Source organism: Collinsella sp. AM15-2, from assembly GCF_003471985.1.
In the GTDB taxonomy this organism is placed as follows: Bacteria; Actinomycetota; Coriobacteriia; order Coriobacteriales; family Coriobacteriaceae; genus Collinsella.
In genome coordinates this window covers 41736-55822 of record NZ_QRKO01000001.1, presented here as the reverse complement: position 1 = coordinate 55822, position 14087 = coordinate 41736, and the positions used below count along the sequence as shown (strand labels likewise).

Genomic DNA, 14087 nt, shown 5'->3' with positions numbered 1-14087 from the left:
GCTGTTGGTTACGCAACATCAACAAATATAAACGGCTCAAATCCTGATTTGGATTTGAGCCGTTTGTCGTTACTGCTCGGGTTCTTCGACTTTATCGATGGTCCAGGTGGCTCCGAGACCGACGGTGGTGTTGCGGCGGATGCGCACGGCAACCTCGTGGCGCTCGCCGGCCTGCGTGTAGCGCAGGGGGAAGCTTGCGCGGTTTCGCGCGGCCTCGATGGTACCGCGCTCGCGGGCGATCCAGTAGTACTCGCCGACGATGCCGAGGGTATCGGCGCCGTAGGGGAGATAGGTCGACAGCTGGTGTAGCAATGGACCGGGGCAGAAGACCTCGGTTGCGAAATCGATGGGGAAGTCCTCGGGGATGGCGGGCGCTACGGGTGCGGGGGCCGGTACCATCGTCGGTGCGAAGGCCTGCTCATTGACGGGCGTCACCTCGATGACGGGCGCGGGTTCGGCGCCGAGTACTGATTCGGTGTCCGCTTTCGGCATCGCCGCGGAATCTGCGGGTTCGACGATGGCAGGTGCGTCTGCGGTCGCGGTGTCGAACTCGACTTGCGGAGCGCTCTGATTCTCGACGCTCGACTTTGTCTCGACCGGCGTGGACGCCATGGTGGTGATGCCGGCGTTGGCGTTTTCAGGGTCATAGACGACCGTAAGCGAGATGGCAGGCCGCGGCGTCTCGGGCTCCGGCGTCGACTCAGTAGCGTCTTGATCGTCGGGCTCGTCGGGCTGATCGTCCTCGGCCTCGTCGCCAAAGACATCGCTGTTTTGGAGCGCAGGCGCCTCAGGTTGGCTAGCGGCTTCTTCTGTTGTCGACTTGGGAGCCTCGTTGAGCTCCGCAGTGGCTTCCTGCTCGGATATGACTTCGGGATCGGTCGTGGCGGCGATTTCGGTTTCGGCTTCTGCCGTTACCTCAATAGCGACTTCGATCTCTGTCTCGGGCTCGGGCTCCGGCACAACCTCGGTCTCGGTTTCGGGCTCAGGACGCTTAACGTGCTTGGGGCGCACGGCCTTGAGGTCCTTCTCACCGCGCTTTTTCTTTTTGTAGGACTGCTTGGCGCCCTTGGCGGTCTTGGGCTTGTCCTCGCCCTTGGCAAGTGCGGCATCCCAGGCCTCGTTGGCGATGACGGTGGCATACAGGCGACCGCCCTTAAAGACGGTCAGCTTAATGCAGTCGTCAAGCTCTTCGAGCAGCTCGCGCGTGGATTCGAAGCCCAGGTCATAAGCGGTCATGTCGCCAGCGGTGAGCGCCTCCTCGACCTGTGTCATAAACGTTTGCTTGCCACACCCAATCGCATCGCGCAGCAGGCGATACAGATAGATGTGGTTGCCCAGCGATAGCGTGGGCCTAACTATTGTCTTGCTCATGGCAAATCTCCTCTTTACACATGTAAAGCATCTTACCATCGCATGGCACTCGCCATGGCGGCGCCCAAGGCAAACGGGCGCGAACCGCTGTCGGTTCGCGCCCGTTGTACAGGTTGCCTATCTGGGGATGCAGTGCCTAGTTGCCCGATGTCGTGCCTTGGCTTGAACTGTCAGATGCCGTGCCGGACGCGGTTCCGCTCGAGCTGTTGGTGTTGCTGTTGTCGGTGGATCCCGTACTCGGTGTATTGCCATTCGCCTGGTCGCCCGTGCTCGGTTGAGAGCCGTCAGTCGTTTGGCTTGAGTCAGTCGTGCCGGATTGCGTGCCGCTGTTGTTCGCAGAGGAATCGACGCCCTGCGATTGGTTTTGGGTGTTCGAGGACGAATTGGCAGAGGTAGAACTGTCTTGCGTATCGTCCGTCTGTGCCTGCTGATCCTGCGACTGGGTGTTGCCATTTGCATCGCTCTCGGTCGTGCGCGACGACAGGATTGGCTCGGGATGCTCGCCCAGACCCTCACCGGCAGTGGTGATAAGGATGGCGCCGGCGCAGGCGATGACCGCGACGATGGCGATAGCGATCGAGAAGACGATGACCTTCTTTTGCGTCTGGCTGCGCTCAGCCGCCGCCTTGGCGCGCAGGCTGTTGGGAGCGACGCGCGCCGTGGTCGCGCGTCCCGCAACCTGGCGCATCTCCTGCGTGGTTGCGGCGCCACCTAGGTGCTCCTCGACATTGGGCTCAACGGGCTCGTAGGCGCCGGTAGGGTAGTCGACAGCGGCATGCGTGCCCTTGATTGCTTCGGCGCTGGCGGTGATAAAGTGGCGATAGACCTGCGAAGACACAACAGTGATGACTGAGCTCACAGCGGCACCAATCACCGAGCCGGCAATGCCGATCTTTGAAGCAAGCGCCACGCTCGTGGCGGCAGCTGCGGCGCCGGCGATGATCTGGGGAATGGAAATGTCGTCGAACAGGCCTTTTTTGGGCGCGATGGCCATGGTCTGGCCGATGGAATGGTTTTCGTGAACGCCGTTGTTCAGTGCGGCGGGAGTCATGACGCGTGTACGCGGCGCGTCGGTGTACTTGGTTGTCATACGGGGTCCTCCCGGTGTAAATCTGCTTCGTTTCGTGTAGCCATCAGGGTACCCACCAGATGTGAATCGTGCGTGACATTTAACAGATACCATCAACTCATCAAGGGGGCTTGCTGTCTTTGGTGCAATAGCTTGATGCTAAACTGGATTTATATTTGCGAGGTGGTTTACGTGATGTACCCGTATATGACATTCGAAGATGGAACCGAGGTCATTCATTCTGACCTGATTACAGATGGCGATATCGAAAAGGTTATCGTGCATTTTGAACGACCGACGGCAGAGGGTTTCGACTCCGCTCGTTGTGAGTTGCCTTCCTGTTCGTGGACTGACTGGGAAGGGCATTTTACTCAGAGTGAAAAAGGAGCTTTCGAAGAGTGTCTGAGCAAATAATTTAGATTAGTTCGAGTTTAGTTCGAATAAAGAAGCTGAATGCGATGACCTAAAGCGTATGCATTTTTAGTATTAGATGCGTATGAAATGGAGGATGTGAATGGATGAGCTAATAGACTTTAAAAAACGATTTCTCAAGAATGGCGAGCTGGTTTCAATTCCAAAAAAGGAAAGCTATAAAAGAATCATGCTGCTATGGGCCGTCTCTTTCTTTGAATTAAATACAAGTTATACGGAGCTTCAGGTTAATCGTGTGCTGTCACAGCTCTATCCTGATTATGCCGTGTTGAGGCGGTACTTGGTTGATTATGGATTCCTATTAAGGGATGAACGAGGCCTGAAATACGAGGTTAATCGTGATGTTCACGGTATTGAGAGCTAGCCGTCCGGTTCGGGTCCTATATATTGCTAGAGGGATAAGCGAAATAGGCAATTGGTGTGCGAATATTGCTTTGCCAATGCTGATTTACGAGGTAACTCACGATGTTTCTGCAACTGCTTTGATGGTCTGCTGCAGATTTGCCCCCTCTCTGTTTTCAGTTGCGCTCGCGCAGCTGCCTCAGAAGATGGGTATCGGGACACTGCAGGCCATGAGATTGGCAGACTTAATTCGCGTGGGATTATTCGTTTGCTATATTTTTGTTGATAGTAAATGGAGTATGTTTGCTATTACGTGCGCGGTATCGCTTTGCCGAACGGTAGAAATGCCCTGCTTTTACTCGTTGTTAAGAGCCAATACGAATAGTATCAATCGCGACGTAATTAATAATTCGTTTGGGTTCCTGCAGAATTTGATGATGGTTCTGGGGCCAGTTGCCGGCGGTTTTGTTGTCGCTCAATTTGGGGCGGAGGCTGTTCTTGCATTAGACGCGCTTTCTTTTGCCGCGTCGTTCTGGTTGCTGCGAGATGTTCCGTCGGTTATCGAGGTTAATGATAAAGAGGGAATAAGCAAAAATGAAAAAAACAGGACTGCATTTAGTGATCTTAGCGCGAAGCACTTGGCAATTGGTTTCCTATTAATCGATATTTCTAGTGGCGTGGCATTCGGCTCTCTGAATTCTCTTTTGCCAGCTATAGCGCAATTGCAATTTGACTCGTCATCGATACAATACGGATTCCTTCAGAGTAGTCTTACAATCGGACTGTTGTTCGGAAATACAATATATGGTCGTTTAATCAGTGGTTCCGATTGCGTTAAATCATATTGTTTTGTGACGTATCTTGCGCTCGGTGCGTATCTGGCGTTTGGCTATCGCTATGCGTCTGGGATATCGTTTATTTTCCTTTTTATCGTCGGTGCCGGAAACGCCATTCAAGATGTGCTTCTCATAACATCGCTGCAGGATTTGGCGAGAGACGGATCTGAATCGATAAGCCTGTTTTCAATTAGGGAGTCTTTGCAATCGGTTGCTGTTGTTATTTCAACACTTCTTGTTTCGCTGTTCACGAGCATCGCGATGTTCTCAATTCTCGTTACAGGACTTGGCGTATTTTCAATTATGATGGTAGTTGTGTTTCAATTGAATTATTTGCGAAAGATGTGACGTTGATATGCCTAAAACACTTTTAGTATTTCCCCCAGGATGGAGTCCAGTGGGGCCGTATCTTGCCTTGCCTGTTTTGAAGTCATATCTTCAAGAGGTTGAACAATACAAAGTTGACATTGTTGACTTAAACGTGGAATTTTACGATGACCTCCTATCTTTTAGACATGTCGAAGAGTGCTGTAAAAGGTATCGGGAATCAAAGGATTCGTTTAGTTCGAATGTTCAATTAACAATCGAGTTGATACAAAAGTCGGCACTTAATGTTGACGAGGCAAAAGATATTTTCAGATCGAAGAGATACTTTAATCTAAAAGAAAGACAATATGCTGAAAACATTTTTAGAAATGCACTCTATATCATAAATCACGTCTCATATGGAGTTAAATACACGTTCAACTCCATAGATCTGCCCTATGATTATTATTCGACACCAGAAATAATGAAATCGCTTGCGGATACCTTGCATAATCCGTTTATTTCCTTCTATGAAACTGCCTTTCTTAAGCGAATTCAGAGGGAAAAAATCGAGTTTATTGGGATTTCGGTGAGCGGCTGTTTCCAATTGATTTCTGCAGTTACGTTAGCGAAACTGATTAAAGAAGAATGTCCATCTGTTAAACACGTCTCATTGGGCGGCAATTACATTACTCGTTTAGCAGATGACTGCATGAAAGAATGGCATCCCTTTTTTGAATACATTGATTCGATAATGATGTATGACGGCGAAGAGCCGCTTGCACGTCTTCTTGAGGCTCTTGACTCTGGTGATGACAACCTCGACTGTGTTCCAAACCTTTGCCATGCTAAAGGTGGAAAGATATATAAAAACCATCGGATTGAGTAAACATTTATCAACGATACAGTTCCCGATTTCGATGGCTTCGCCCTTTCTAAATACTTCATGCCTGAGCTAATATTGCCGGTTTATTCCTCTAGGCAGTGTTTTAATCATTGCGCCTTCTGCACCATTCCCGGTGCTACCGGTGGTTGTTACCGAAAGATGCCTATATCGAGAGTATTTGAAATAATGTGTCGGTTAAATGAAAAATACGGCACGAGAGTTTTCTCTTTTGTGGATGAAACATTCGAAGGCAAAAGAATGGAGCAACTCGCGGATGAAATAAACGCATCGGGAAAAACGTTTTTCTGGCATGGAGAAACGAGGTTCTCTCCAACCCTAAGTACAGACGTTTTTAATAAGATATACCAAAGTGGATGTAGGCAGATTCAGTTTGGCCTCGAGTCATACAACCAAAGAGTTCTTGATCTAATGAAGAAGAACACGAGAGTTGATTGGATTGATCGCAATATCCATGATTGTCTCAATGCGGGTATTCCTGTTCATCTATTTTTTTTGATTGGCTTTCCGACCGAAACTAAAGAAGAGGCTCTGAACACCTTAGCTTATACAGAGAATGTTTTGAATTATTCAAAACAGGTATGTGGTGTTCCATATTCCACGAGAGGATTTACGAATTTTGGTCTCGTTATGGGGTCGGATGTTTGGAATCATCCCGATAAGTATGGTGTCTCTGTAATGCCGAAGTCCCAATATGAGGATTTGCGCCTCGAAGTGGATTATGTTTCAGGCACTGGTTTAACTTTAAATGAAGCAAAATCCTTATCTGATGAGCATCATATTGATTTTTATATGCAAGAGGTCATAAACGGTAGCGACACAATTGACTTGCCCCAGCGGCTTCATATTTCAGAGGTGACCTGGATCCTAGATTCTATTCACGCTGTCAGGTATAAGGGACATTTGACCAAAGTAAAGCGACGGCTAACTAGTCTAAATCCAGCTGATCGAATCTGGCTGGATTCCAAGACCTCTGTCGTGCTCGTTGAGCCATTTGCCTACTTCTATAATTCTGAATACCATCATGTCTATGCTGTTTCCCAGTTGGTATACCTTAAGTTGGCCCGTTTATTGGAGGCCGATTGTAGCATTTCTCTTATTCTTGATCAGGGCGACCTCGAGCTGACAAGGGCGATAGAAGAACTGTTGCATTATGGATTGCTGAATACAAATATCGATGCCGATTATGTAATGCACGATAACGGTTTTCAATTGGTTAAAAGTTCGTTTGTTAAAGAAGTCGGACGCTCAAAAGAGGGGTTAAGAGTACTGCTGAGTTGTGCCACCCATAGAATGTGTGCGGTTAATGATTTTTCGTTCGCTTTGCTTTCGTTGTTTGAAAAGCCGATTACTAAGAACGAGGTGCGCGACATTTTGAAAAAAGAGGGACTATCGACAAACGAGGAGCAATTAAACAAGTTGGTTGATAATTGCATGAAAGCAGATATACTACAATTGATTAGATAGAGGAGGTTTCTGCATGGACGTTATTAACAAAGATCTCTTGGAGCAACTGAAAGAGTCTCAGGAAGAGGGCGTCGTGGTAGAAGTGTTCGACTTTGAGGACTACATGGATAAATTCTGCCATTAGTTTCGGAATTAACTTGCCTCGCTTAAAGGAGAAGTCGATTATCGATTTCTCCTTTTTTAATTAAAGATATTATTGGAATACATGCTCTTAGCACAGGTTGGCGTCTCAGTAAACTGAGAGGTTGCTTTGGCTAGTTAGAGATATGTGAACGTCCGTTAGACTGAATCTCAGGGTAGAAGGGGCCTCCAGTGTCCAGATCAACAAGGCAATGCTGCGTTTCGGCTAATAAGAACGATGGCTTTTTGCGTGTGGCGGCGGCGTCGCCGCAGATTCGCGTGGCCGATGTCGAGGGTAATGCCGAGGTTGCGCTGGCAGCTGTTCGCAGAGCTGCCGAGCGCGGCATTCGCGCGTTGGTGTTGCCCGAGCTTAATCTGTGCGGCTATACCGCGGCCGATCTGTTCCATAACCGCACACTGCTGCATGCCTGCGAGGCGGCACTTGTGCACATCCTTGATGAAACCCGTGAGTTGCCGGTCGTCTTTACCATCGGTCTTCCCGTTGCAGTTGCCGAGAATATCTACAACTGCGCCGCCGTGTGCTGCGCGGGCGAGCTTTTGGGCCTCACGGCCAAGAAGTATCTGCCCAACTATGGCGAGTTCTATGAGCGCCGTTGGTTTGCTCCGGCGCCTGCGGATCCCGTGTGGGTTGAATTTGCCGGTCAGGGTCCGGTCCCGCTGGGTTCGGGGCTTGTCTACCGTTGCTGTGATGAAGGCGCCGAGGACCTGGTGCTGGGCGTTGAAGTCTGTGAGGACCTGTGGGTGCCGGCACCCCCTTCGACCGAGATGGCGCTTGCCGGTGCGACGGTGATTCTCAACCCGTCGGCCTCGGACGAGATTATCGGCAAGGCGGATTACCGCCGCAGCCTTATCTCCAATCAGAGTGCGCGCCTGTACTGCGCCTATGTCTACGCCGATGCGAGCGAGGGCGAGTCCACGACCGACATGGTCTTTGCGGGCGAGAACCTGATCTACGAAAACGGCTCTAAGCTGGCCGCCACCAAACTGCTTACCTGCGACATGGCCGTCGCCGATGTTGACCTTGACCGCCTGGTTGCCGAGCGCCGCCGCTCGACGACGTGGACACGCGCGGACGATGCGCCGGAGGACACGACCGTTGAGTTTTCGTTTGAGGGTGTGTTGGCCGAAGAGCCTGTCCTGCGCGATGCCTGCGATATCGACCGCGTTTTCCCGCGCGCGCCCTTTGTGCCGGCCGACCATGGCGACCTGGCCGAGCGCTGCGAGACCATCCTCGACCTGCAGACTGCGGGCCTCAAGACCCGCCTTGCCCATACGGGTACCAAGGCGGCTGTCATCGGTCTTTCGGGCGGCCTGGACTCCACGTTGGCACTGCTTGTGACCGTGCGTGCCTTTGATGCGCTGGGGCTGCCGCGCACAGGCATCACTGCCGTGTCCATGCCCGGCTTTGGCACGACGCATCGTACCAAGTCGAATGCCGAGTCGCTCGCTCGCGACCTTGGCGTGAGCTTCCGCGAGGTTTCGATCCACGCGGCCGTGGAGCAGCACTTCAAGGACATTGAGCACGATTCGGCCGTGCAGGACGTGACCTACGAGAACAGCCAGGCCCGCGAGCGCACGCAGATTCTGATGGATCTGGCCAATCAGGCTGGCGGCTTTGTCATCGGCACGGGCGACCTGTCGGAGCTGGCACTCGGCTGGGCTACCTATAACGGTGACCATATGAGCATGTATGCCGTCAACGCGAGCGTGCCCAAGACGCTTGTGCGCCATCTGGTGCGCTATGCGGCTGATGTCTTTGGCGGGCGTATTGCCGAGGTCTTGCTCGACATCCTCGACACGCCGGTGTCCCCCGAGCTTCTGCCGCCCACGGGCGACGGCGAGATTGCGCAGAAGACCGAGGATTTGGTGGGTCCGTACGAGCTGCACGACTACTTCCTCTACTACCTGTTGCGTTTTGGCTTTGAGCCGGGCAAGATCTACCGCATGGCGCTCAAGAGTTTCGAGGGCGTCTACGATGCCAAGACCGTCCACACGTGGCTGCGTACGTTCTATCGTCGCTTCTTTGCCCAGCAGTTTAAGCGCAGCTGCCTGCCCGATGGTCCCAAGGTGGGCTCGGTGACGCTCAGTCCGCGCGGCGATTGGCGTATGCCGAGTGACGCCAGCTCGCGTCTGTGGCTTGCGCAGATCGACGCGCTTAATGCAATTGACTAAGGTTGGCTAAATTGAACCAATACGGGGGTTGCAAGCGTTACACTTTTGCAATCTGATGGCCCGTATCGCGCGGCGCTCTTGTCGGAGCGCCGCTTTTTTATATCGGAAGGTGGCACCATGCAGGCATCGCAGCGTCTCGACCGCTTTGGCGCGGAGGTCTTCGCCTCGCTCAACAACAAACTGCTTGCGCTGAAGGCTCAGGGCAAGACCATTTACAACATGAGCGTGGGCACGCCCGACTTTAAGCCGTACGACCACGTGGTCGAGGCGCTCACGCAAGCGGCCCAGGACCCCGAGATGTGGAAGTATGCCCTGCGCGACCTGCCCGAACTCAAGCAAGCCGTGTGCGATTACTACGAGCGTCGCTTTGGCGTTTCGGGCATTACGCCGTCTATGGTGCAGTCGTGCAACGGCACGCAGGAGGGCGTTGGCCATTTGGGCCTTGCCCTGCTCGATCCGGGTGACACCATTCTGGTTCCCGATCCGTGCTACCCGGTCTTTGAGGCAGGTGCCAAGATCGCCGATGCCAAGCTCGAGTACTATCCGCTGGTGGCGGAGCACAATTACCTGCCCTATGTGGCGGGTATCGATCCCGAGGTGGCCGATCGTGCCAAGTACATGATTGTGTCGCTGCCCGCCAACCCGGTGGGCTCGGTGGGCACGCCCGAGGTCTACGAGGAGATCATCGCTTTCGCCCGCGAGCACGACCTGCTCATCGTTCACGACAACGCATACTCCGACATCGTGTTCGACGGCGAGCCGGGCGGCAGCTTCTTGCAGTATCCCGGCGCGCTCGAGGTGGGCGTTGAGTTCTTCTCGCTCTCCAAGTCGTTTAACGTCACCGGTGCGCGTATCGGCTTTTTGGTCGGTCGCGAGGATGTGGTCTCGGCCTTTGCCAAGCTGCGCGGCCAGATCGACTTTGGTATGTTCTTCCCGATCCAGAAGGCTGCTATCGCCTGCCTGAACGGTCCGCGCGATGAGGTCGAGGCGCAGCGTCTGAAGTACCAGGAGCGCCGCGATGCCCTGTGCGACGGTCTTGAGGGCCTGGGCTGGGAGCGTCCCAACGCGCATGGCTCTATGTTTGTGTGGGCCAAGCTTCCCGGTGGTCGCACCGATTCCATGGCGTTTTGCGAGGAGCTCATGGAGAAGGCCGGCGTTGTGGTGACGCCGGGCGCGAGCTTTGGTCCTTCGGGCGAGGGGCACGTGCGCATGGCGCTGGTCTTGCCGCCCGACCAGATTGCTTTGGCTGTCGAGGCCATCCGCGAGGCGGGCCTGTATTAGAAAGCTATTCCGCTCGTCAATAGCTCGAAACCGATTTCGTGCAGTTATTTTACGATTTCTGCAAACAATTTCGGTAAACGGTCGATTTTTGGCTGCGAATAGGAGCATAATCAAAGTCCCGATTGGATGTATTGGGATTACGGCAAGCCGCTCGGGTCGTTCCCGGGCGGCTTGTTTGTGGAGAGAGATGGGAGTTTCTAATGGTTAACGAGAAGAAGGTCGCTATTGTCGGCTGCGGTTTCGTTGGTTCGTCTTCGGCGTTCGCGCTGATGCAGAGTGGTCTGTTCTCCGAGATGGTCCTCATCGACGTGGACAAGAGCCGCGCCGAGGGTGAGGCCCTGGATATCGCGCACGGCATGACGTTTGCCGAGCCGATGAAGATCTACGCCGGCGATTATTCCGATGTCGCCGACGCCGCCATGATCGTCGTCACCGCTGGCGCTGCCCAGAAGCCCGGTGAGACTCGCCTGGACCTGGTCAACAAGAACGTCAGCATCTTTAAGTCCATTATTCCCGAGATTAAGAAGTCCGGCTTCGACGGCATTCTGCTCATCGTCTCCAACCCGGTCGATGTTCTGACCTACGCCGCCATCAAGATGTCCGGCCTGCCCGAGGGCCACGTCATCGGTTCCGGTACCGTGCTCGACACCGGCCGTCTGCAGCAGATGCTTGGTGCCCATGTCGAGGTCGACCCGCGCGATGTCCAGGCCTATGTCATGGGTGAGCACGGCGATTCCGAGTTTGTCGCTTGGTCCAGCGCTCAGGTTGCCGGCGTTCCGCTGAACACCTTCTGCGAGCTTCACGGTCATCTGGAGCATGAGGCTGCCGAGAAGCGCATCGCCGAGGACGTCAAGAACTCCGCCTACACCATCATCGAGAAGAAGCACGCCACCTACTATGGCGTCGCCATGGCCGTCAAGCGCATCTGCACCGCCGTCATGCGCGATGAGCAGACCGTTCTGCCCGTCTCCTCGCTCATGGTGGGCGAGTATGGCCTGTCCGATCTTGCCATCTCCATGCCGACGGTCGTTGGCCGCGACGGCGTTGTCTGCCGCGTCCCCGTGCCGCTGAACGATGACGAGCAGCATGAGCTTACCGCCTCCGCCAAGGCCCTCAAGGACATCATCGACAGCGTCGACTTCTCCTGCTAAATCCAGCTCTTTTGGGCAACAGGCTACAATGAAAGGCGTCCGGTCCACACGGTCCGGGCGCCTTTTTGGTGCAAAGTAACCTGACCCCAATGCGCCATAGTTGATGGGAGCGCCATGTCGGATTCGCCTAATTTTTTGACCTATGCCCAGACGGTGTTTGACCCGTTTGAGGAACGGCCGTTCTGCGCGGTGGATAGCCTGGTCTTTGCGTGGTTGTCCTATTTGCGTTTGCCGGGTGATATGGCGGAGCTGACGAACTGGCAGGGCCTAGACGTACGCGAGCTGCTTCGTGCCGAGTGCTACCGGGACATGATTGGCGACCTGTGGGATCCAGAGGGGAGCAGGGCCTTGTTGGAGGCCGTGGCGGCAAGCCCTCGCTACCGTGGCGTACGCGTTTGCGGCTATCGTGCCGTGAGCGATGTGGTGGCGACAGAGCAGTTTGCAGCCATGGCGTTCCGGTTTCCGGCGGGGTTTAGTTATCTTTCCTTCCGGGGGACCGACAGTACGATTGTGGGCTGGAAAGAGGACTTTAACATGGCATTCCGGTGTCCTGTGCCGGCCCAGGAATCCGCGGCGCGTTATGTGGACGAGGCGGCGGATGCGATTGACGGGCCGCTTTTGTGCGGAGGTCATTCCAAGGGTGGAAACCTTGCGGTGTACGGTGCGGCGATGTGCTCCGACGTCGCCCGTGAGCGAATCGAACGGGTGTATTCCCATGATGGTCCGGGCTTCGTCGAGGAGTTTCTGAACGGCAACGCCTTTGCCGATCTTTCCGGTCGAATCGACAAGACGCTACCTCGGTCGTCGATCTTTGGCATGATGTTCGAGACACAGGAGGACTATGCCATCGTTGAGAGCACCGAGTTCAGCCTGCTGCAGCACAATCCCTTTAGCTGGGTGGTTGATGGTCGCGACTTCGTGTACTGTGAGCGCCTGTCCGCCGGTGCTCGATACGTTGATGGCTCCATTCGCGAGATGCTGCTTGCAGTGTCGCCTAACGAGCGCGAGCGTTTTGTAGATGCATTGTTCTCCGTGTTTGAGGCTACGGGTGCTGAGCGGTTTGCGGATATCGTTGGAAATCTGCGCGAGAGCCTGCCCGTGATGCTCCAGGCTGCGCAAGGCTTTGACAAGGATACGCGACGTTTTGTCTCGCAGACCATCGTGGCAATCCTTAAATGCGCGCTGCTGCCCAAACGACCCCAGATCGACATGTCCGCTGCCGGTAAGAGTCTGGCAGAACAGCTCGAGGCTTGGCAGTCCGAGCTCCTGCGCTAGCCATTGGTGCAAAGCAACCTGTCCCCGATGCACCAATCTTCGATGCGCCTGGGGCGGGCTTGACCGCTATACTGATTCGTGCTCAATTCGATCTAGAACGGAATGCCGTATATGAAAATCAATCACGCGATTCTGCATATCCTGGACTTTGACTCTGCCGTCAACGTTATGAGCCAGCGCGAGCTCGATATCGAGAGTCGTACCGTGCGCAACTTCGTGACCACGCATCTGCGCCGCGCACGTACCTCGGCCGACAATAAACGCGCCACGTTTGCCGAGAACTCTGCGTTTGGCGGCGAGCTCAAGGGTTATTTCTTTGGCGAGCGCGAGTTCGTGGACCTGTCGCAGCAGATTGCGGAGTTTATCTCCTCCGAGCTCACCAAAGCCGAGAAAGCCGAGTCCACCGACGTGCTCGTGGCTGATTTTGACGACGATGAGGATGCCCGCTGGTTTGCCGTGATGCTGCTGGGCTCCAAGCAGGCTTTTATGCACGAAGTGGGCCGCGAGGAGGGGGAGGTGCGCAACGACATCGCGCGCCACTACGCTATCCTGCCGAACCCCTCACAAAAGGTGCCGAGCTATGCCATCGTGCGCGCGAGCACCATGGAGATCGGCTACGTAGACAAGAAGCGCAAGATTGCCGGCGAGGACCGCATGCTCATCCCCGATGGCCTGTTGCAGTGCGACACGGGCGTGTCGGGCAAGGAGGTCATCGACACCGTGACGCGCGTGGTCGAGGAGGTCGCCGAGGAGCACGGTGCCAACACGGCCGTCGCGCTCGCCAAGGTCAAGGCCGCCGTCGCCGAGAAGGTCGAAGACGACGAGGAGCTGCCGCCCTGGGATATCGTGGACGAGGTCTTTGAGGACGAGCCGGTCATCAAGGAAAGTGTGCGCGCGGCACTGACCGAGGAGAAGGTTCCCGAGCGCGTTCCCGTGGAGCGCAAGCAGGTCGAGCGCGCGGCGGTGCGCAACCACAAGATCCGTACCGACACGGGCATCGAGATCAGCTTCCCGGCCGAGATGGGTTCGAACTCCGAGTACATCGAGTTTGTCAACGAGCCCAACGGCCTCATTTCCATCGAGCTCAAAAACATCGGCAGCATCGAGAATCGATAAACTGCGCTTGGACGCTGCAAAAAATAAAGGCCGAAGCCTCGGATGAGGGCTTCGGCCTTTTTACTTGGGGCTTAATTACGCTACTGGTTGAGCATAAGTCAGCGAAAACGCCCCAGAGCGAGCAAGGTGACGTGAAAGAGGAGGGCATTGACCTTTTGGTCATGCCCGACGATTGAACGTCAGATTGCCGCTCTGGGGCGTTTGCAGCGTCGAGCCGTTACGCG

Annotated in this window: 11 protein-coding genes; 9 read left to right on the top strand and 2 right to left on the bottom strand. The window is 54.6% G+C overall.

Features of this window, described 5'->3' with window-relative positions; all coding sequences use genetic code 11:
* Positions 1–69: 69 nt before the first annotated feature.
* Both DW171_RS00245 and DW171_RS00240 read right to left on the bottom strand, forming a co-directional pair.
* On the bottom strand, positions 70–1371 hold the full coding sequence (locus tag DW171_RS00245; protein ID WP_118270137.1) for a hypothetical protein: 1302 nt from the start codon (positions 1369–1371) through the stop codon (positions 70–72).
* Positions 1372–1507: 136 nt separating this feature from the next.
* Positions 1508–2461, bottom strand: coding sequence for a hypothetical protein (locus DW171_RS00240; protein ID WP_118270136.1), 954 nt, complete (start codon positions 2459–2461; stop codon positions 1508–1510).
* A gap of 493 nt (positions 2462–2954) precedes the next feature.
* On the opposite strand from DW171_RS00240, the gene DW171_RS00230 reads away from it, so the two are divergent.
* From DW171_RS00230 to DW171_RS00190, 9 genes are all read left to right on the top strand, one after another.
* Positions 2955–3236 (top strand): DUF2087 domain-containing protein, encoded by a 282-nt coding sequence (locus DW171_RS00230; RefSeq protein ID WP_055251466.1) that lies wholly within the window; start codon positions 2955–2957, stop codon positions 3234–3236.
* Positions 3214–4398 carry an MFS transporter gene (locus DW171_RS00225; protein WP_118270135.1) on the top strand — a complete coding sequence of 395 codons (1185 nt, stop codon included), beginning with the start codon at positions 3214–3216 and terminating at the stop codon, positions 4396–4398. Before DW171_RS00230 ends, DW171_RS00225 begins: the two co-directional genes overlap by 23 nt.
* A 7-nt stretch (positions 4399–4405) precedes the next feature.
* On the top strand, positions 4406–5245 hold the full coding sequence (locus DW171_RS00220; protein WP_147345491.1) for a hypothetical protein: 840 nt from the start codon (positions 4406–4408) through the stop codon (positions 5243–5245).
* Positions 5246–5302: 57 nt separating this feature from the next.
* Positions 5303–6727, top strand: coding sequence for a radical SAM protein (locus DW171_RS00215; RefSeq protein ID WP_118270134.1), 1425 nt, complete (start codon positions 5303–5305; stop codon positions 6725–6727).
* A gap of 312 nt (positions 6728–7039) precedes the next feature.
* Positions 7040–9040 carry an NAD(+) synthase gene (locus DW171_RS00210; protein WP_117855750.1) on the top strand — a complete coding sequence of 667 codons (2001 nt, stop codon included), beginning with the start codon at positions 7040–7042 and terminating at the stop codon, positions 9038–9040.
* A gap of 117 nt (positions 9041–9157) precedes the next feature.
* A complete protein-coding gene (locus DW171_RS00205) occupies positions 9158–10321 on the top strand; it encodes a pyridoxal phosphate-dependent aminotransferase (RefSeq protein WP_006234344.1) in 1164 nt (387 codons plus the stop codon).
* A gap of 200 nt (positions 10322–10521) precedes the next feature.
* Positions 10522–11472, top strand: a complete 951-nt coding sequence (locus tag DW171_RS00200) for an L-lactate dehydrogenase (protein WP_118270133.1) — start codon at positions 10522–10524, stop codon at positions 11470–11472.
* A 114-nt stretch (positions 11473–11586) separates the two neighbouring features.
* Entirely contained in the window at positions 11587–12747 is a 1161-nt protein-coding gene (locus DW171_RS00195; RefSeq protein WP_118270132.1) for a DUF2974 domain-containing protein, read from the top strand.
* Positions 12748–12858: 111 nt separating this feature from the next.
* Positions 12859–13863 carry a nucleoid-associated protein gene (locus tag DW171_RS00190; RefSeq protein WP_022094136.1) on the top strand — a complete coding sequence of 335 codons (1005 nt, stop codon included), beginning with the start codon at positions 12859–12861 and terminating at the stop codon, positions 13861–13863.
* The last annotated feature ends 224 nt before the right edge of the window (positions 13864–14087 follow it).